Raw genomic sequence first — 18,677 nt, forward strand, 5'->3', positions numbered from 1 at the left:
CTCAGTAATTTACATTTTCACGGCCCTTGAGGTTAAGGATGCGTCTAGCGTCGGTCGGCGTAGCAATATCCCTGTGTAGTAAGTCAGCGATCTTAATGACTTTTTCAACCAATTCAGCGTTGCTCTTCGCTAGAACACCTTTCTTTATGTAAATATTATCTTCTAGACCCACCCTGACATGACCACCCATATGAATGGCCATCGTGGAAAGATTTATCTCGGAAGCCCCTACTCCTATCACAGACCATGTAAAATTGTCTTTGCCAAACAAAACCTTAGCCTTCGTGACCAGATACGTCAGATCTTCCGCTGTTCCCCTTATGGCGCCTAGAACACCCATTACGAACTGCAGGTGCATTGGCGGCTCCATCATCTTTTCACTTACCAGGTGGTCCAAATTGTAAAGGTGCCCGACATCGTATATTTCAAGCTCGGGCTTCGTGTTGTTCTCTGTGGTAACCTGACACAAGTATTCGAAATCCTTAAATGTGTTCTTGAAAATAAAATCTTTACTCATTTCAAGATATTGCTTTTCCCACGGGTATTTGAACTCTTTGACAGCCTTGAGAGCCGTATGTAAGGCGAAATTTATAGATCCCATGTTAAATGAACACATTTCAGGCTTGAAAAGTGGGACGGAAGCCGCTCTTTCTGCTACGGTCATGAGAACCGAACCGCCAGTAGTAATGCAGATTACAACATCGCTCTTTTCTTTGATTCTCGTGAGAATTTCCCTGAAATGTTCGGGAGCTGATGAAGGGAACCCATCTTCAGGACGCCGCGCGTGTATGTGAACGATAGCTGCGCCTGCCTTGGCAGCCTCAATCGCTGACTCAGCAATTTGTTGGGGGGTCAAAGGAAGATAAGGGGTAAGGGATGGCACAGTCGCCGCTCCGGTAATCGCCGCGGTAATAATAAGTTTTTCCATATATTGCGCTCCACAAAAATAATTTGGTCTAACACCCGCTTTCGGGATGGATTCAATTCTCGCTCAAATCTCTAGCGCTCGGGATTCCATTTTCAACAAAGTCATCCGTAGCGCTATTCAGAAACAATCAACCAAAAACCCTGCCTATCAATGAAGGTTCATGACCTGGCAACAGGAACTCTGGACTCGTCAAGGCAGCCTTAATACGATAAATGGATCTAAACCAAGAATAATGATCGTAAACGAGACATGATGGAACCGCAGGACCCCAGTTTTTGGGCGCAGGTGTGATCGGAAGAGTCGAACCGTCCATCAGAATCATTCTGCTCATACTGGGGAATGCTATGGGAAGAATGTGAACAGTGTCACCAGCAAGGTTATAGACGCCCTCGGATGTATTCACCAGAACGCACTGGCTGCCGGCCGTATGACCCGGAGTTTGAATCAACTTTATGCCGTCAAAAAGTTCGGTGTCTCCAACAACCTTGACACAATCAAGTCTCTCAAGCTCAGGAATAAGACTCTGGTCATAATCACCCCTAATCCTCATAGAGGGCAGAGGATCCAGGAGTTCCTTCCACTCAGCCTCTTGGAATACATGTGAAGCGTTAGGGAAAAGATGACAGTTGCCAGCGTGGTCATTATGAAGGTGAGTATAGATAACGGTTTCTATTTGACCCGGTTCTATCCCGACGCGAGCCAAAGCCCCTATAACATGGTCCTGACCTCCCATTGCCGGACTACCCGCCCAAGCCTTTCCATCGACTATGTATTTCGAGTTAATCCCGTTATCGACCAACAAACGTTTTCTGCCATCAGTCATGTAAAAGCCAAGATACGGGACAGTTAGCGGGAGCCCTACATCTAATCCGGTGGTCAACTGATCTTTCTTGACTTCAATGGTCCCGAAAAGCAATGTCTTGATCTTCCAGTTGGACATATCCTTAACTTCCTCCGTATTCGGGACAAAGCGTTGTGCCCGCTAATTTAAGTTATGACTAAACCATGAAGTAACCCCAAAACGTTCGAAATGCCGCTAAACAACTTCAATTCCTGGAACCATTTAAAGATCAAGGGAGATTCAACTCATTGACCGATTTTGATTTTATCCGTAATTTTTCAAGCCAGTCCTTCAAAAACTCCAACACGCCGTTTGGCATAAAAATTATCACCACAATAAACAGGCAACCGTAAATTATTCTGGCAAATTCTGCCTTAACAAAGGTCGAAAGCCCTTCATTTACAAATGTAAGAATGGTTGCGCCGACCAGTGGTCCAACCCAGAACGAGCCACCACCAAATAACGCCATTAGGACGACAAGGATCGAAACATTGACGTCAAAAACAATATCCGGATGAATGTAGGTAAGGTAACAAGCGTAAAGTCCGCCCGCCACGCCCGGGAAAAAAGCCGATATCCCAAAAGCCATGACTTTTAGTTTGGGAGTGTTAATAGCCATGGTCTGGGCAACTTCTTCGTCTTCTTTTATCGCTCTAAGCCCAGCTCCGAATTTGGACTTCTCAATCCTCCGAGCCACAAGGAGACTTACAATAGTCAACACCAACATAAGTTCGTAAAAGATGGACCTGCTGACTTCAATAGGCAAAGCAAGGCTCTTCAGCCACAGACCATCAGCTCCGCCTAAAAAATCAAGGTTTCGTACCGTCAGTTCTGTAACAAAGGCGAAGCAAAGCGTAATTACGGCAAAATAAGGGCCTCTGAGCCTCAAGCAAGGAAAACCGATGATGACAGCGACGACTGTCGCCACAACCCCTGCCGGGATAGAGGCGACTATCGTGAGAGCAGGACTCAGGTCAAGCCCTTGCCCTAATACAGCGGTAGCGTATGCGCCTATTCCGAAAAAAGCCACGTGACCAAACGACAAATATCCTGTGTAACCGCCTAGAATATTCCAGGAAGTCGCCAATGTAATATAGAGAAAAACATTGAACGCGAAAGAAATAAAATATACCGGGGGAGCGAAACAAGGAAAAGAAGCTATTAATAGAATAAGCCCCGAGACTAGTAAAAGAAGTCTTTTCGAACCTACGGGGGCTTCTTTCATTTGGATCTCAAACCTCACTCTGAAAAAGGCCCTGAGGTTTAAAGATGAGGATTAGCATCAGGAGACCAAAAGTTAGAAGATTGACCCATTGATAGGGAAGAAACGCCATTGACAGGCCCGTGATAATCCCTATCAACAGACCAGCAAAAGCCGCGCCGAGAATGTTCCCTACTCCACCGACAATTACGACCAGGAACAGATAAATCAGCCAAAGATTGTGGGAATGGGGCTCAAAGGAATATAGCATAGCCATCCCTACCCCACCTGCGCCTGATGACGCTACGGCGATACCAAAAGTGATCATGCTGATCCTTTTCAGGTTGATCCCGCACAACTGAGAGGCCTCGGGCTGTTGCCAGGCAGCTCTGACTGCTTTTCCCGTAAGAGTTTTCTTGAGGAAAAACTGGATCGCCGTCACACCGACCACAGCCATACCAAATCCGACGAGCCGCGGATATTGAAAATACAAGGGACCGATTGAGAAAACCTTGTTGGTATAGGAAGTAGTGAGTAATCTCGGGTCCGCTCCCCACACCAACAGTATAAGGTTCTCAATTATTATGGCGATGCCAAACGTAAGGATCATTGACGACACAATGACGGCTTTGGCCCTTGATATCGGATCAATCAAAAACCGATACACAAGCAGAGCGACACCGAACAGAGCAGGTATAGTAATAAACATGGATGCGACGGGATCAATCCCCAAGGCAGTGAAAAGTGAGTATGAAACAAACGCGGCCAACAATCCAAACGTCGCGTGTGAAACGTTAATGACGTTCATAACGCCCCATGTCAGGGAAAAACCTATCCCGAGAAGAGCGTAAACCGCGCCCATCATGATCCCACTAATCAGAGACTGGAGAGTCAACACAAGGTTCATGAATCAATTCCCCACGATCCCGTCGCTAGAAATCGCAATTCCTGCCCCTATTTCCATGCAGGCTTAGGATATACGGGTTTCGCTGTTCTAACTTCCGGCGGCCATACCAATTCTGCTTTGCCATTGATTACCTGAGTGCAAAAATTGATGGGGTCAGGCAGCCCTTTGGTGTCAAATTTCATCGGACCGGCTATGGTGTTGACCTTATTGGCTTTCAGCCAATCACGGATCTTGGTCTGCTCAAGAGTCTTGGCTCCTTCCACAGCCTGCGCCAATGTTTCCATCCACGCATATCCAAATCCAAAATAAAGAGGATATCCGTCGATCTGATATTCCTTTTTTACAAATTCATTGAGTTTTTCGTTTCCGGGGAAATTTAATTTATTATGCAGTGACGTACCGGAAAAAACGTAATCACCGTCAGAACCGAGTTCCTTGCTCCACGCTGGCAAGACTGATCCTATACCCTGTACTATGGCTTTAGGATTGTATTCCATGGCTTTGGCCGCTCTAACGGTCATGACTCCATCCGGGAAAACTCCGTTTGAGAAAAGCAGATCACAATCCATCTGTTTGGCCTTTACAATTAGCGGTGTGGCGTCAGGCAGAGGCAGGTTGTATTTTTCATCTACGACGATCTTGATTCCCAGTTTGTTGGTCCATTTGGTTATTGACTCCATCAAAGCAGCGCCAATCGGATTATTCATGGTGTAAACGGCGGCTTTCTTCGGTCGTTGATCTGCCGGTACCGTTTCCAACCATTGGAAAAAGCCTTCGTACCACCATTCCCCCATCAGAGGCGGTCCGCCGAAAGAATACGAATAGCCCTGTTCAAAACTTTTCATATGTCCGCCCATCGAGACATAGACAAACTTGTGTTTTTCAGCCACAGGCATGACAGCTCTCGCAGCGGTTCCAGGATAACCGCCAAAAAGCAGATCGACTTTATCGACTGTGATGGCCTTTTCGGCAAATGTGACAGCTTTGTTAACATTCGACTCATCGTCGTATATCTTGAACTCTACGGGACGACCTAACAATCCCCCTTTCTCGTTGATCTCTTTGGCCCAAAATTTCATGCCTCGTTCTATCCATTGTCCGGTCTCGGCATATTGGCCAGTGAGAGGCAGTGATCCGCCTATCAGTATCGGTTTCTCAGCGGCATCAGAAACAGAGAAGGCCATGAGTAACATCAGGACGGTTCCCAGCAGCTTTCCCACTACCTTGATTAAACGTCTTGAATCCAGCATTTTGTCCTCCCTTCAATTTTCACGGATTTGTTTGACTAAACCCCAATTATCAGTCCGCCTGGGATGCTCAAATTCCCAGGTATGACTCTTTCACTCTAGAGTCCCCCGCTATCTGAGCCGCCGGGCCGTACAGCAAAACCCTACCGTTCTCTAAAAGATAAGCCGTACTCGATATGGACAATGTCTTGAGCGCCTCCTGGGAAACAACCAGAAATGTCAGGCCTTCCATATTCAACTCGGAGATAATCCTGAAAATCTCATTGGTCACGATCGGAGCCAACCCAAGGGAAGGCTCATCCAGCATTAGGAGCTTCGGAAGGCTCATGAGCGCTCTTCCTATAGCCACCATTTGCTGTTCACCGCCCGAGAGGCTTCCGGCATGCTGCTTCTTGCGCTCTTCAAGTCTCGGAAAAAGATCAAAAACCTTACGCATGGTTTGTAATGCCTGCTTGCGCGGATTTGGAAGAAAGGCTCCTATCTGAAGATTCTCTTCCACAGTCATTCTCGGAAATAGTTTGCGACCCTCTGGGACCTGAATAACCCCAAGAGCGGCTACCTCGTCAGGAGAGAGGCTCGATATGAGGCTATTCTCCCAGGAAATAATCCCGGCTGACAATGGCCGAAGGCCAGAGACCGCATTCAGCAGAGTAGTCTTTCCGGCTCCGTTGGAGCCAATGAGCGCCGTAATCTTACCCTCTTCAATATCGAGAGAGACATCGGATAAAGCAGTGAGATCTTGATATTTAACCGTTATTTGATCAATTTTTAACATAGTTTTCGCCGAGGTAGGCCCGAATCACCTCTGGATTGTTGGCGACGGACTCCGGTGAACCATCAGCTATTTTTACCCCGTGCCGTAGAGCAATTACTCTGTCGCATGTGGTCATGATGGCTTTCATGACATGTTCAACCATGAAAACGGTTATTCCAAATTCGTCCCGGATCCTGAAGGTCAGCTCGATTGCTCCCTCGATCTCTTTTGGATTCATCCCCGCAAACACTTCATCGAGAAGCAGCACCTTTGGTTTTGAACCAAGGGATCGAGCTATTTCCAACCTCTTACGTCCCTCCAACCCAAGTTGTCCCGGTAGTTTGTCGGATCTCGGAGACAAACCGGTGAATTCCAGAATGTCCATGGCTATGTCTTGAGCCTTCTCAACCCGACGAACGTTGGATCTGCCATATAGCACAGCGGTTGTGACATTCTCCAAAAGGGTAAGATCCATTAACGGCCTTACAATCTGAAAGGTTCGCCCTATGCCCTTAGCGGCGATTTTGTAGGGGGGCAAACCAGAAATTCTGGACCCTTCGAAAGATATGTGGCCCCTATCAGGTTTGAACAGGCCCGATATAAGGTTGAAGAGCGTGGTTTTTCCAGACCCATTGGGGCCTATCATCCCGACTATTTCGCCTGAGAATAATTCAAAATCAAGATTCGTGAGAGCCTTTACCCCACCAAAGTATTTATCTATTCCTGTTCCCTTTAGCATAGGATTCACAAACCTCGATTAATATTCCTGGCGCATGTGATACTTTGAAATCACGTGGATTCCTTGTGGTGTCGGGTCATATTCAAAACGAAACTCAGTCTTCATCCACAATAGCTACAGGACGCGTCCAGCCTGCGCTGGCTCCTTTAATTTTCACTGGAAAACAACAAACGGTAAATCCGGTAGATCGTCCAATTGATGAAAGATTGGCCAACTTCTCCATGTGGCAATAACCGATTTCTATTCCCGAGAAATGGGCTTCCCAGATAACTTTTGGATCTCCGGTCTCTTTGAATTCTTTGGCGAGATACGGTAGGGGCCTGTCCCAACTCCAGGCGTCAATGCCAACAACCCTTACCCCTTTTTCAGTCAAATAAAGAGTGCTGTCTCTATCCATGCCCGCGCCCGCCAGAAGGTATTCCGGTGTTCCCCATTTCTGGTCGGCCCCAGTTTGAATCAACACTATGTCAAGTGGTTTGATTTGATAATCGATCCTATTCAGCTCATTCTTGACATCTGTTTCGGTGATTCTGTCCCCATCAGCTTTATGCCTGAAATCCAACAGAACCCCGTCGTTGAAACACCAGTCCAAAGGGACCTCGTCTATCGTAAGCGCCTTCTTGCCCTTGTCCATGGTGGGATGATAATGAAAGGGAGCATCAAGATGTGTGCCACTATGGGTGGTCAGAGTCAGAAATTCCATGGCCCAGCCCATCCCCTCAGGTAATTGATCTTTCCTAAGTCCAGGAAAAAATTCGGTCATCTGATCTGCGCCTTGAGCGTGATCCACATAGTCGATACGAGGTATCATAAGTGGTGGATCAGAAGGCAAACCAGCTTCTATAGAAACACTCAAATCAACCAGACGCCTGTGAGCCATCAGTTTCCTTTCCAGTCAGAACACCCTGGAGAAATATTCGGGCGCATTCTTCACTCAGGGCATCTACAGTGACAAATTCCATTCTCTTCATGACATTCTTGTAAATGGCCAAGTTTGAAATCATGGCCTGGTAACAGAATATGATAGTCCGGGGATCCATTTTCCTGAATACGCCTTCATCAACCCGATTGGCGACATATTCGGCCAATCGACTAATCATTAGGGCGTCTTTGGCGTGAAAATGTTTTTGATGGAAACTATCTTCTCTGAGTCTCGCATACATCAGGATTTTAAAAATTTCCCGATCTTCGCGGTTCACAGTGTGTTTAAGTATGTGATAAGCAAAAGCCTTAAACACAGCAAAATCGTCCTTGCGCTCCATCGGCCCGGTAAGATCCCGATCCATGGGATGAGATCGATAGGCAGTTTCAGCTATAGCTTCGTAGATGTTTCTTTTGGACCCAAATAGCTGAATAACGCGCGGTCGACTAATACCCACCATTGCGGCTATGTCGTCCAAAGTCACTTCAGCGAACCCGCCTCGGGCAAAAAGGGATCTTGCGGCGGCGAGGACTTGGATCTTGCGGTCTTCCGACGAAAGTTTTTTCTGTCTCATGGTTCTAAATGCTAGGTCCTTTCGATATTTCGTGTCAATGATTATTATAACTGACACGTTAGTTAGGTATAAGTTTACTTTGTCAGTATGCTCATACTGACATTAATCCTGTCAACAATCAAAAACCATTGATCACGACCAAAAAAGTGATCAATGGAGAAACTTACCAGCTTATGTTATCGTAAGTAATTAATTTTAAGTAACAGAAATAGGTACAATGAAACGTTTGTTCCAATTGATTTTACAGGCTATTAATTAAAAGAAAAGACGGGACCATCAACACAGGATCTGAGGCCTTGCTCGGTTCCACAACTGCCGCAAAGGCCTATTCCACACTTCATTACATCCTCTCTAGCTATATATATATTCTTTTTGTCTATAAATCTCGAAAAAAGTTCTCCCGCTTTTTTCATCATCATCGTTGGACCGCATATATAAGCCTTTAGATCAGGTGGAAACTCAGTCAGCGAGTTAAAGTAGCTCTCAATAACTGTTAATATAGCTCCCACCTCACAGGGCCCGTCGACCGCCACTTCAACATTCGCCCCAAACAATTTGGCCTCATCCAAAAACCATTGGGCAGCGGGATGCGAAAAACCCATGAAGGTTTTGTAAACGTTTTGTGACCATTTGTTCGCAGCCATCAAAATCGGAGCAACTCCCGTGCCGCCACCAACGACAACAATCCGTTCGCCATTTGAAGGAGACTTGAAGCCAATCCCATATGGTCCGCGAAGACAAATTGAATCCCCTTCACGGAGAGTTGAGAGCCCGTTAGTGAATGGGCCTACAGTTCTAACCAAGTAAACAGGCCTAACGTCGCTCATCGGGGAAAACGGTTTCTCCCCTAAACCGGGGATCCTGAGAAAGAAAAATTGTCCGGGATCGCAATTCGGGCCTTCTTCCAATTCCAGCCTAAACATGTCCAAAGAAATAGGTTTACAACTTGTTACCTTTGTTTTCACATATCTGGTATGTACCGCACAGGATATCCCTTTTCGACTTCGTCTGTTAATTTGTCCGACGTCTACGGGACCAGAGAGCCATTGAAAAAATTTCCTCACCTGGGGCGTCGTCATGCCCGCTAATCCCGATCCCACAGCGAAATAAGTCGCTCCAGCCTTGCGATAAGCCTCAACATCCTCAGGTGAGTTTATACCGCCCGAAGCTATTATAGGTAGTTTGACAATACCAGAGACTTCTCGAACTATCTTTAGGCCTATTGGCCTGATGGAGGCCCCCGAAATGCCACCTACTATGTTGGAAAGAACAGGATCTCCATCATTATCTACGGCGGTTCCCGGCCCCACCGTGTTTATTAGGGACAGGCCCGCAGCCCCGGCTCCAGCGCATAGCTTAGCCATATCCACTATATTCTCAAGGTTGGGAGAAAGTTTTGGAATTATGGGTTTATTCAAACATTGACAAAGCTTTCTAACGACGCTTTCTACCATGACCGGATCCGACCCTACACTTTGCCCTGCCGACTTAACATGAGGACAAGACAAATTAAGTTCAAAAGCGTCAGCTATTTCATCGAGAATTAGCGCGCATTCAAGAAACTCGTCAGGGTCACTGCCCATAATCGAAACTAGCAGAGGTTTTCGACCATAAAGCGGAAGTAAAGGTTTCATGGCGTCGGCGAAGTTTGCGGCTCCGGGGTTGGCAAGCCCCACCGCGTTGACAAAACATCCCGGATAATATTCATGAATTATCGGCTCACGGTATCCGTCACGAGGTACCATACTGAGGGTTTTGGTAGTCAGGAATCCAATTTCCGGAATTTCCCGAGCTATCCTGGATATTACAGTGGGGCCGGTCGTTAAAACTCCGGAGGGGATTGTAAACCTTGTAAGAGTCTTGAATAGACCTTGGGATGTATCTGATTTGTCACTGGAAGGTAGTGTTGACATGGGTTTCATAGTTTGTGGCGCTTTTCTTGCCCCTATTGCAGCTTTGAATTCAATAATTTCAGAGGATTAACTGGTTTGGCGTGCAGTCTGACTTCAAAATAAAGCGTGGGTTTTTCGGCTTTGCCTGAGCCGGCAAGTGAGCCTATTGTCTGATTCCTGGAAACTTTTTCCCCTGCTGATACTTTCGTCTTATGGAGGTGAGCATAAACAGAAACCAGCCTTTCAGAATGATCTATCAGAACGACTTTCCCCAGTCCTGGAATTTCTCCAACATGACCTACTCTTCCAGCTTCCGAGGCCCTTACATCAAGATTCTTTCCAGCTTCTAAAGTTATTCCATTACGATGCAACTGGTCACCCGATCCAAACTGCTGGATTACCTTTCCATCCAAGGGCCATGAGAACTTTGAATCCGCCGGATCTTCCTTGTCCTGTTCCTGTTTGAGACTTTGAATCGGTTCAGTCTCCGGCGCCCGGAATTCCTTAGGAATAATCAAAAGCGACCCTTCTCTTATAGTATATGGCGCCGCAAGTTTATTTACGGCCGCAAGCTCTCCGACATCCACCCCATAGTGGGTAGCGATACCGGAAAGGGTTTCATCTTTGGACACTACATGATGGATGGAATTGGATGCAAGAGCTGAACGCGCCGACTCAGAGGGAAGCGTTGTCACCGGCCAATCGGCTCCTCTGCGGACGCATCCATTTTGAATAGCGAAAAAAACCGCAATCAAAAGAGTGTAAATCAGCGGGTGTAAAAACGCCGCTCTTTTGCGGTCGCAGATTGGACACCACTCTTTGGCCTTAGCATTTTCCTTGATTGGACGGCCTCCTCGCAAAAAGCTAAACACCCAGGATGTATCGAGAAAGCCCGACAACTTTCATGAGTCGCCCTGTCCACCTGACTGCCGGTCATATCAAACAAACAGACGAGATACCAACCTCCCTAGAGAGGCTAGTCAGCCGTCCGGCCAACCATATTTGCCAATCAGGTCAACAAACCTGCAGTCAAAATAGTTTTTGGTAATTCTTCGATCCCGTGTTTTTTCCACAACTTGCAAGGTTTGGGAAAATCTATCACCGACAGGGATGACCAATCTTCCACCTTCAGCCAGTTGATCGAAAAGTGGATCGGGAACACCGGGGGCTCCCGCTGTAACAACTATACCATCGTAAGGGGCTTCTTCAGGCCATCCTCCAGTTCCATCCGCCACTATGAAATTCACATTCGAAATCCCTATGGACGCAGTGGTTGAGGCTGCTAATTCAGAGAGTTCAGAGATGCGCTCTATTGTATAGACCCGCTTGGCGAGCCTAGCCAAAATGGCTGCTTGATAACCTGATCCGGTTCCAAGCTCAAGAACTTTTTCGGAACCGTTTAATTCAAGAAGCTGGGTCATTATCGCGACCATATAAGGCTGACTTATCGTCTGGCCATAGCCAATCGGCAAGGGGCCATCTTCATAAGCTCTGTTCCGCAAGGATTGCATGACAAACATGTGCCTGGGGATTTCACCCATTGCGGAAAGGACGCGTGGATCAGAAACACCTCGGGCTTCAATCTGGCTACGAACCATGCGTTCACGAGCTTGATCAAAATCAAGGTCTCGATTCACGTCACAAACTCCGGAGAAACAAGAATGATCAGTGACTGCTGGGATTGTACGAGTTAGCCTGAGGCAGGCTCTGCGGCTGCTGAGCCGCTGCTCCGGGCGCCACTGTCTGGACCTGTGGAGCGCCACCATAGGTAGCCGCCGCTCGCGGAAACACTTTGTTGTCCAGAAACTCTGAAAGTTTATCCCAGGCGCTGGATGGAAAGCTCAAGGCCCAATCGATGGCCCCGGAAACCATGTTTCCCGGTGATCCTCCATCATAGTACGGGTTGTTATACTGTGGATATGGATAATTGGGCCAAGCCCCTGCGTTCTGCGACGGTTCAGATTGGGATGCGCCCACGGTGTTTGGAGCCGCAGAGCTAAGAGGTGGGAAACTCCCAGGACCTGGAGCGAAGTTCGGCTGCTGGGTTCCGCTGGGAGAATAGCTCCCCACTCCTATTGGAGACCCGGTCTGTTGCGCAAATGTATCTAAGCCGCTTAGACCGACTATTATTATCGTTCCTACAACAACCACGCTCTTCCACGCGATCATGGCGTCTCCTCCGCAAAAGATTCTTTAAGACAGACAAATAGAATGAGCTATTCATAATTTCAAGCTTTTTAAACATTATTTACAGATATAGAAAAGTACATGCTTCATGTCTATTATTATAGCATGTTAACTTCATATAATTATAATGAAGATGAGCTTATAAAATCAAGGTATTGATTTAATAGCGAGCGTGTGCGATTCGCTGTCTGAATCTCGGTAGGCGTTCCCTTACAGGCGTCAGAAAGGTCTCAGCCACTCCCAGACCCGAAAGCTCGGACTGATTAAAAAAAATCATAGGATCATAAAACTGGACGCCGTTCCTGACCTGCAAATGTAGATGCGGGCACGAGGCTCTCCCCGTACTGCCAACCAGACCTATCTTCTGGCCCTGGCGCACCTTTTGACCCGGCCTGACTAGAACTCTGCTTAAATGCGCATAATCAGTCGATATACCCTTCCCATGATCCAGCGTCACAAAAATCCCCATTCCCCGGTGGCGCTTTTGGGTTCCTGCCTCTACCACGACGCCGTCCGCGCACGCAAACACGGGATCCCCTCTATTGGCGGTTATATCAACACCGGCATGGTATGAGCCCCGTCTGAATCCAAAAGGGGATGAAAGGACCCCACACGATAGAGGAAACTTGAGTTCCCTAGTGGGCAGATTGGAATTCACCTTACCGGCCAGCCTAGCCTGAGAATTAAAGAAGCCGGCCAGAGCGCCCTCCTCACAGGACTCTGAGATCATACTAGCTAAGCAGACAGGAGGTTTACTTGCTTTCTGCCCTCCAGGCAGGAATTGAGCAAGGCGCTGCGGATCAAATCCACACGATGAAACGGCTGTCTTGTTGACTACTGATGAAGACGAACAGGAAACCGACAGAAAAGCGCAGAAATATATTAGAAGGTAAACTTTACCTTTCATCCGACCCCCAGGCCAGGATTCTCAATAACAATGTTTCCCGTTTAACTAATTGATCGCTTGGTGTCAACCCAAAACTGTCTAGGTTGAGGATAAATCATTAAACAAGATCAATTGGAGCCGGGTGGAAAATGTAAACTTATCGAACAAAGCCAAGAGGCCCCTGGCCGCATTGAGGAGCAGCGCATGGGGGCGGAGGGCACGCCGGTGGAGGACAAATCCTGTAGGTTGCAGGACATGGCTCTGGTGGGCACTTGCAAATCGTAACAGGAGGCGGTGGAGGCCCAACCAATTTCATTGGGTAACATTTAACAGGAAGACAAGGCGCGCATGGTGGAATTGTTGGCGGACCAGCGCATGTCGGGGGAGCGGGCGGACCATAAATCATTGGAACCATCTCGCAAGGATCCGGAGGAGGCATGTAGCCGTCCGACATGATCGGAGCGCTTAACAAAAGCGCAATGGCCATTCCTAATAATATCAGTTCACGATTTTTAGCCACAACAACGCCTGCTCATCCGAGAGAGAAGCTAACACACGAACCCGGACATTCTAAAAAGCTGAAGTTATTTTCAGACAAAGGGTAGCACAAGGATACAAAATGAAGGCGGGTTAGTCAACAAATTTTAGAGCACAGACTACTTTTTATGTAAAATATTACCATGATATAGTAAATATTCAAAATAATGGGTTAATCATGTGAAACATGAGTCCGTTTATATGCTTTTACAAAATCTCGTATCTCTAGTCTGACAAAATCCTCGCTTTCCCTTGAAACTGCCGAAATGTCAAAATTGAATGATAAACTATCTACAATTGAGCGGGCGAGAGCAGCTTCATCACACAGCAATTCTTCTCGTTTAAAATAATAGGCGCTACGCCTTTTTGTCGAACCTTTCGAATACAGCCAGGAGTTCTTCCATGCAAAAAATCCAAGCAATTTTTCACTCAAAATAGGGTCAAGCAGAATATCAGACTCAAGATGATGACCGAGTTGCAATTCTATTAGTTGGAACAGAGCTGAAACATAGTTGATGTCCGTCGCCACCAGTCCATAGAGATGCCAGTCATTGACCAGAGTTCCAATAATATCTACCGACTTATCTTCCAGATCTTCGAAAGCAGGGCAGTAAAAAGATTTACAGGCCATACTCCCGTAATGACACAACCCTCTGAAATCAATACCATCGTTATTGGGAGCGTTGGGATGAAGCATGCAACCAACAGTCCTAAAGGAGTGATCCACAAAACCTGTATATTCACATACATGAATAACCGGGTCTACAATTGAGGCCTCGGTTTCTAAACTGATCCGGTCAGCGTAAGCAACTAGGGCTTCCACTGAATGAGGAATGCTTCTGATGGCTCGCGTTCTATCAACCAGAACCCTGTTGAGCGCAAATGAGCGACCATCCTTAACGTTATAGAGCCCGCAACAAGCGGCGCAGGATTTGGACGAATCAGGGCGACACAAATTCATTTCTGGTCGGACCCTGACCGCCCAAGCGCATCTAATGCGGGAGCCGACAGAGTGTTAAAGAGAGTAATTGTAAAAACCTCTACCACTTTTCTTTCCTAGGAACCCAGCGTCGACATATTTCCTTAGCAATGGGCAGGGCCGGTACTTGGGATCGCCAAGCCCCTCGAGCAACACATTCAGAATGGCCAGACAAGTGTCAAGACCAATAAAATCAGCCAGTGTCAGAGGACCCATGGGATGATTCATGCCGAGCTTCATCACCTCATCAATGGCTTCAACGGTTCCAACGCCTTCATAAAGCGCGTATATCGCTTCATTTATCATTGGCATGAGAACGCGGTTAGCGATAAAACCGGGGAAATCCTGCGCTTCCACAGGGATTTTCCCAAACTTTTTAGATAGCTCTACAGTTAATGATGTAGTCTCCTCATCGGTGGCGAGTCCGTTTATAACTTCAACCAGCTTCATGACAGGGACTGGGTTCATAAAATGCATCCCTATGAATTTCTTGGGTCGCTTGGTGCAGGCAGCCAGCTTCGTGATTGAGATCGAGGAGGTATTGCTGGCCAATACCTTACCGGGAGCCAGAATTTCATCGAGTCTTTGAAAAACCTGCTTCTTCAGATCCAGGCTTTCGATAATCGCTTCAACAACAAAATCGGCGTTTCTAAAATCTTCGAGATCTATACTCGGTTTGATTCTTCCCATGATCGCAGATTTTTCATCCACGCTCATCTTCCCTTTTGAGACGGCTCGATCCAGATTCTTTTCGATTGTCTTGAGCCCTTTGTCTACAAACTCCTGCTTCACATCATTCATAATGACTTCCAGGCCAGAGGCCGCAGCCACATGAGCTATTCCGTTTCCCATCTGACCGGCGCCGACCACGCCAAAAATTTTCACTTCCATGAAATTCCTCCTAATAACAAAGCATTTGACACAAATCTTCCCATAAACTACATTCTAACGGTGCGCCCGTAGCTCAGGTGGATAGAGCGCAACACTCCGGATGTTGAGGCCGGACGTTCGAGTCGTCTCGGGCGCACCAAAATAGTCGTCGAATTTCTGTTGACAGTGTGAACCCAAAATACTGTAAACGCCCCCTTCAATTCACGGGCGGTTTCACGCCCACTCTCAAATGTCCCCAATCATAATTCGCTCATTCAATGTGAGTGTAATTTACAACTTTATGCTTTGAAACTCAACCTGAGATTGGCTTTGGCTCGATAGAGAGCTTGGGAGTCGCGCCTCACCTACCATTGGCAAAAAACAATTGTATGACAGTGCTTAGGAGGCTGTCAGATGAAACGCCGGCCTTCAAGTAGCCTTTACAGAAGCTCAGATAAACACCCAAAGTACGATCCCGACAAACAATGAGGCTGAAATCCCCAAAGGGATGGTCCACCTCAGGATATCACCCTCTTTTCCAATCGCCCCGCACATGGGTGTCGCAAGAGCTATTTTGAAAGGCGACGAGATCGAGCCTATTGAAGATCCGACGGCTAAAGCGGCGGCGAGCCATACAGGTCCTACGCCGAGGAGAGTAGCCGCCTGCACCTGAAGCTGACCAAAGAGCATCAATGACGCTACGCCATAACCTGTAAGGAAAGTTCCCACCCATCCCAAAACCGGAACAAAGATCGGATAATAGTTCCCGGTATAAATCGACAACCCTTTAGAAATGATCGAAGGGATATTGTGAAATGCGTCAACGTGAGAAAAGTCCGAATTGTATCCGGTGTAAGAAATCATTTGGCCCATAGCTCCGAAAAGCCCCATAGCCACAAACACTCGCCAGCCTTTTTTAATGCCGGAATTAGCCACACTCTTGAGTTGCGACCACGAGACTCTCTGCAGCCTGGCCGATATCAGGAACGCCAGAAAAAGGTACACATATGCTGAGAAAAGTGGACTAAAGGTAACCGTACGGCCAGGGACTACACTTACTAAAAAAATTAGCTTTTTACTCGTCAGTTCATGCAGATAAGGAACCATGTTCACGCAAAGCAGACACACCAGCATGAACAAAAAAGGCGCCAGGTCAACAAGAATTTCCCTGTTTATTTGAAGGCCCCCGGCTCCAATGGCAATAAACGCGAATATCACAGCAAGACCCCCCAGGGTGCCAGAAACGGGGATGCCCACCAAAACGGCGGCCACAAGCGCAACCAAACCCAACATCAGCCCAGTCAACAGGACCTCGACAAGATTCCTGGCCCCCCATCCCTTTTCTGGAAGAAAAACAGGAGCGCAAAGCGCCATGGCTAAGGTGGCGGGAACCGAAAGCCAGGCCGAGGCTATCCCGAGTTCCCTGATGGGCAACCCTGTAACCAAAGAAAGCACCGTTACGATTATGCCCGCTAATTCAAGAGTCATGAGTCCTGAGTAGCCTATGATTGAGAGCGCCGCCGACCCGGTTGGAGACACTCCCGCTGCATGAAGCATCGGAGCGACCACCGGCTCGGCAATCACCCCCGATCCCTCCATGAAGTTACCTACACCGAATGTAATGAGCAGGTTTCGGGAGAACGAGTCACCTGCTCCGCTCTCAAACCATTCCACTATCCGTTTTATCGAACCCGTGGTCATCAATAGGCTGGACAAAAGAATCCCCGCCAGGATCACAAAAAGAAGGGGCAGCGTAGTCAAGACTCCATCCAAAGAAGCCATGATTGCTACGAGTGGAGCCATCTCGAAAAACCAAAGCGCCAGCGCCAGTGAAAAGACATAACCGTACACCGACAGATCGAGAGCGGACCTGCGAAGTATGACGGCCAAAACCGTCAATACCAATACAGGAGACCAACTCAACAGAAAAAGATAAATGTCCACGTCGGAACTACCTCCTTCAGCAAGCCCGTATATGGCGCACGAAGAGAACCACTCCCCCGCCCCGTTACCCCATATGGTTTTCAGTTAACTATATGAATCTCATCTCCAAAATTGGTTAACTTTTCTAACCCACTGTCACTAACCGCAAATGTGTTCTCAATGCCGGCCAAACCTTTCCCCGGCAAAATGAATTTCGGTTCCAACGCAATTACCATTCCTTCTTCTAAAATGGCATTTGATTTCCTGCCTAGCACCGGAAGCTCATCAAGTTCGAGACCCACTCCGTGACCTACGAATGGCACCGGCGTAGGATAACCCATGAAACTTGCCGCAGTCCCAACCGAGGACGCCATCTCTACAGCCATGTCGTAAAGAGCCTCTGCCGAAGAACCGGGTTTCCCTTCGCCAACAATAGCCTCCTGAATCTGCAACGCCAAAGAGTGAACCTGCAAGTATTCATCAGGGACCGACCCAATAAAAAACGTTCGAGCCTGATCCACCATATAACCTTCGACTATCCCAACGTAATCGATCTGAATAGGTTCTTCTGCTTTGATTTTTTTTAACCCAACGCCTTGAGGCATTGAAGCGTTTGGTCCAGGTCCTCCGGTGGGACCTACGGAACAACTAGGCACGGCCAAATTTTCTCCTGACATTATGTGACCGTAAAATACTTCGTTGTTGAAGCTTCTGACTCGAACCAGTCCCTGATGTCCATGGCGTCGATAAAAACTCTCGAGTTCCGCAGCGAGTTCAATTTCCCGCATTCCTTCTTTCAAAACTTGCGAAACACTCTTGAACATCGAATCGTTCATCGCTGCCGCGCGTCTTATAAGACCCAGCTCGTATTCCGATTTAATCATTCTGGTTTGACGAATCAAAGGGGAAACGTCCTGAATCTGAACATCTGGGAATAATGACTCATATTGACGATAAACGTTCACAGGTATGACATCAAGTTCCATACCCAATTCGGATAACTTTTCCCGTCTCGATGATATTATCGTCTGTCTCAATTCATGGAGACTACTCACTGGAACGACACGTTCAATTGGGGAATCCTCTCTGGCCCTTTCAAAGCTTCTACGAGCCAGGAGAACAGGTAGACCTTCGGCCGGCACAAAAAGAGTGGCGTCCTGGGCTGTCCCGGAAAAATAATACAGGTCAGCCCGCTGGACTATGAGAGCGGCGTCAATACGATTTTTTCTGAGCGCACATTGCAGAAGATTGATACGACGCTCAATTTCAAAACTAGGCGTAGAAGGCATG

General features: G+C 47.4%; 19 protein-coding genes and 1 tRNA gene. 1 reads left to right on the forward strand and 19 read right to left on the reverse strand.

Annotated features, from left to right (window positions below; translation table 11 throughout):
• Window position 1: 1 nt before the first annotated feature.
• The 17 genes from WC647_03680 to WC647_03760 form a co-directional block, all read right to left on the reverse strand.
• The gene (locus tag WC647_03680; GenBank protein ID MFA6221392.1) at window positions 2–928 is read right to left on the reverse strand and encodes a 3-keto-5-aminohexanoate cleavage protein; all 927 of its coding nucleotides are present in this window, start codon (window positions 926–928) and stop codon (window positions 2–4) included.
• 127 nt (window positions 929–1,055) lie between these two features.
• Window positions 1,056–1,868, reverse strand: coding sequence for an N-acyl homoserine lactonase family protein (locus WC647_03685; GenBank protein ID MFA6221393.1), 813 nt, complete (start codon window positions 1,866–1,868; stop codon window positions 1,056–1,058).
• A 130-nt stretch (window positions 1,869–1,998) separates the two neighbouring features.
• On the reverse strand, window positions 1,999–2,994 hold the full coding sequence (locus tag WC647_03690; GenBank protein ID MFA6221394.1) for a branched-chain amino acid ABC transporter permease: 996 nt from the start codon (window positions 2,992–2,994) through the stop codon (window positions 1,999–2,001).
• Between the two features lie 7 nt (window positions 2,995–3,001).
• The gene (locus WC647_03695; GenBank protein ID MFA6221395.1) at window positions 3,002–3,877 is read right to left on the reverse strand and encodes a branched-chain amino acid ABC transporter permease; all 876 of its coding nucleotides are present in this window, start codon (window positions 3,875–3,877) and stop codon (window positions 3,002–3,004) included.
• 47 nt (window positions 3,878–3,924) lie between these two features.
• The gene (locus WC647_03700) at window positions 3,925–5,127 is read right to left on the reverse strand and encodes an amino acid ABC transporter substrate-binding protein (protein MFA6221396.1); all 1,203 of its coding nucleotides are present in this window, start codon (window positions 5,125–5,127) and stop codon (window positions 3,925–3,927) included.
• Between the two features lie 67 nt (window positions 5,128–5,194).
• A complete protein-coding gene (locus tag WC647_03705) occupies window positions 5,195–5,899 on the reverse strand; it encodes an ABC transporter ATP-binding protein (protein ID MFA6221397.1) in 705 nt (234 codons plus the stop codon).
• Complete coding sequence (locus WC647_03710; protein ID MFA6221398.1) at window positions 5,886–6,617, reverse strand: ABC transporter ATP-binding protein; 732 nt, start codon at window positions 6,615–6,617, stop codon at window positions 5,886–5,888. The genes WC647_03705 and WC647_03710 overlap by 14 nt, the downstream gene beginning before the upstream one ends.
• A 94-nt stretch (window positions 6,618–6,711) precedes the next feature.
• Window positions 6,712–7,497, reverse strand: a complete 786-nt coding sequence (locus tag WC647_03715) for a cyclase family protein (GenBank protein ID MFA6221399.1) — start codon at window positions 7,495–7,497, stop codon at window positions 6,712–6,714.
• A complete protein-coding gene (locus WC647_03720; protein ID MFA6221400.1) occupies window positions 7,475–8,113 on the reverse strand; it encodes a TetR/AcrR family transcriptional regulator in 639 nt (212 codons plus the stop codon). Before WC647_03720 ends, WC647_03715 begins: the two co-directional genes overlap by 23 nt.
• 251 nt (window positions 8,114–8,364) lie before the next feature.
• Window positions 8,365–10,035, reverse strand: coding sequence for a tRNA-dihydrouridine synthase (locus WC647_03725; protein MFA6221401.1), 1,671 nt, complete (start codon window positions 10,033–10,035; stop codon window positions 8,365–8,367).
• Between the two features lie 23 nt (window positions 10,036–10,058).
• Window positions 10,059–10,700 carry a LysM peptidoglycan-binding domain-containing M23 family metallopeptidase gene (locus WC647_03730; protein MFA6221402.1) on the reverse strand — a complete coding sequence of 214 codons (642 nt, stop codon included), beginning with the start codon at window positions 10,698–10,700 and terminating at the stop codon, window positions 10,059–10,061.
• A gap of 285 nt (window positions 10,701–10,985) precedes the next feature.
• Window positions 10,986–11,642: a protein-L-isoaspartate(D-aspartate) O-methyltransferase gene (locus WC647_03735; GenBank protein MFA6221403.1), complete on the reverse strand. Its 657-nt coding sequence runs from the start codon at window positions 11,640–11,642 to the stop codon at window positions 10,986–10,988.
• A 28-nt stretch (window positions 11,643–11,670) separates the two neighbouring features.
• Window positions 11,671–12,174 carry a hypothetical protein gene (locus WC647_03740; protein ID MFA6221404.1) on the reverse strand — a complete coding sequence of 168 codons (504 nt, stop codon included), beginning with the start codon at window positions 12,172–12,174 and terminating at the stop codon, window positions 11,671–11,673.
• A gap of 178 nt (window positions 12,175–12,352) precedes the next feature.
• A complete protein-coding gene (locus tag WC647_03745) occupies window positions 12,353–13,099 on the reverse strand; it encodes a M23 family metallopeptidase (GenBank protein MFA6221405.1) in 747 nt (248 codons plus the stop codon).
• 136 nt (window positions 13,100–13,235) lie between these two features.
• Window positions 13,236–13,598 (reverse strand): hypothetical protein, encoded by a 363-nt coding sequence (locus tag WC647_03750; GenBank protein ID MFA6221406.1) that lies wholly within the window; start codon window positions 13,596–13,598, stop codon window positions 13,236–13,238.
• A gap of 189 nt (window positions 13,599–13,787) precedes the next feature.
• The gene (locus WC647_03755; protein ID MFA6221407.1) at window positions 13,788–14,576 is read right to left on the reverse strand and encodes a hypothetical protein; all 789 of its coding nucleotides are present in this window, start codon (window positions 14,574–14,576) and stop codon (window positions 13,788–13,790) included.
• A 54-nt stretch (window positions 14,577–14,630) separates the two neighbouring features.
• Window positions 14,631–15,485, reverse strand: a complete 855-nt coding sequence (locus WC647_03760; GenBank protein MFA6221408.1) for a 3-hydroxybutyryl-CoA dehydrogenase — start codon at window positions 15,483–15,485, stop codon at window positions 14,631–14,633.
• Window positions 15,486–15,547: 62 nt separating this feature from the next.
• Between WC647_03760 and WC647_03765 the strand changes: the two genes are divergently transcribed.
• A tRNA-Arg gene (locus WC647_03765) sits at window positions 15,548–15,624 on the forward strand.
• A gap of 290 nt (window positions 15,625–15,914) precedes the next feature.
• Here WC647_03765 and WC647_03770 read toward each other — a convergent pair.
• Entirely contained in the window at window positions 15,915–17,408 is a 1,494-nt protein-coding gene (locus WC647_03770; protein ID MFA6221409.1) for an L-lactate permease, read from the reverse strand.
• Window positions 17,409–17,488: 80 nt separating this feature from the next.
• Window positions 17,489–18,676 (reverse strand): Xaa-Pro peptidase family protein, encoded by a 1,188-nt coding sequence (locus tag WC647_03775; protein MFA6221410.1) that lies wholly within the window; start codon window positions 18,674–18,676, stop codon window positions 17,489–17,491.
• Window position 18,677 lies beyond the last annotated feature (1 nt).

Source organism: Desulfomonilaceae bacterium (genome assembly GCA_041662605.1).
Lineage (GTDB): Bacteria > Desulfobacterota > Desulfomonilia > Desulfomonilales > Desulfomonilaceae > CAJBEZ01.

Bases quoted from the DNA above. Each gene is read 5' to 3' on its own strand.
- WC647_03680 (MFA6221392.1), bottom strand. From the start codon at position 928: ATGGAAAAACTTATTATTACCGCGGCGATTACCGGAGCGGCGACTGTG.
- WC647_03685 (MFA6221393.1), bottom strand. From the start codon at position 1,868: ATGTCCAACTGGAAGATCAAGACATTGCTTTTCGGGACCATTGAAGTC.
- WC647_03690 (MFA6221394.1), bottom strand. From the start codon at position 2,994: ATGAAAGAAGCCCCCGTAGGTTCGAAAAGACTTCTTTTACTAGTCTCG.
- WC647_03695 (MFA6221395.1), bottom strand. From the start codon at position 3,877: ATGAACCTTGTGTTGACTCTCCAGTCTCTGATTAGTGGGATCATGATG.
- WC647_03700 (MFA6221396.1), bottom strand. From the start codon at position 5,127: ATGCTGGATTCAAGACGTTTAATCAAGGTAGTGGGAAAGCTGCTGGGA.
- WC647_03705 (MFA6221397.1), bottom strand. From the start codon at position 5,899: ATGTTAAAAATTGATCAAATAACGGTTAAATATCAAGATCTCACTGCT.
- WC647_03710 (MFA6221398.1), bottom strand. From the start codon at position 6,617: ATGCTAAAGGGAACAGGAATAGATAAATACTTTGGTGGGGTAAAGGCT.
- WC647_03715 (MFA6221399.1), bottom strand. From the start codon at position 7,497: ATGGCTCACAGGCGTCTGGTTGATTTGAGTGTTTCTATAGAAGCTGGT.
- WC647_03720 (MFA6221400.1), bottom strand. From the start codon at position 8,113: ATGAGACAGAAAAAACTTTCGTCGGAAGACCGCAAGATCCAAGTCCTC.
- WC647_03725 (MFA6221401.1), bottom strand. From the start codon at position 10,035: ATGAAACCCATGTCAACACTACCTTCCAGTGACAAATCAGATACATCC.
- WC647_03740 (MFA6221404.1), bottom strand. From the start codon at position 12,174: ATGATCGCGTGGAAGAGCGTGGTTGTTGTAGGAACGATAATAATAGTC.
- WC647_03745 (MFA6221405.1), bottom strand. From the start codon at position 13,099: ATGAAAGGTAAAGTTTACCTTCTAATATATTTCTGCGCTTTTCTGTCG.
- WC647_03755 (MFA6221407.1), bottom strand. From the start codon at position 14,576: ATGAATTTGTGTCGCCCTGATTCGTCCAAATCCTGCGCCGCTTGTTGC.
- WC647_03760 (MFA6221408.1), bottom strand. From the start codon at position 15,485: ATGGAAGTGAAAATTTTTGGCGTGGTCGGCGCCGGTCAGATGGGAAAC.
- WC647_03775 (MFA6221410.1), bottom strand. From the start codon at position 18,676: ATGCCTTCTACGCCTAGTTTTGAAATTGAGCGTCGTATCAATCTTCTG.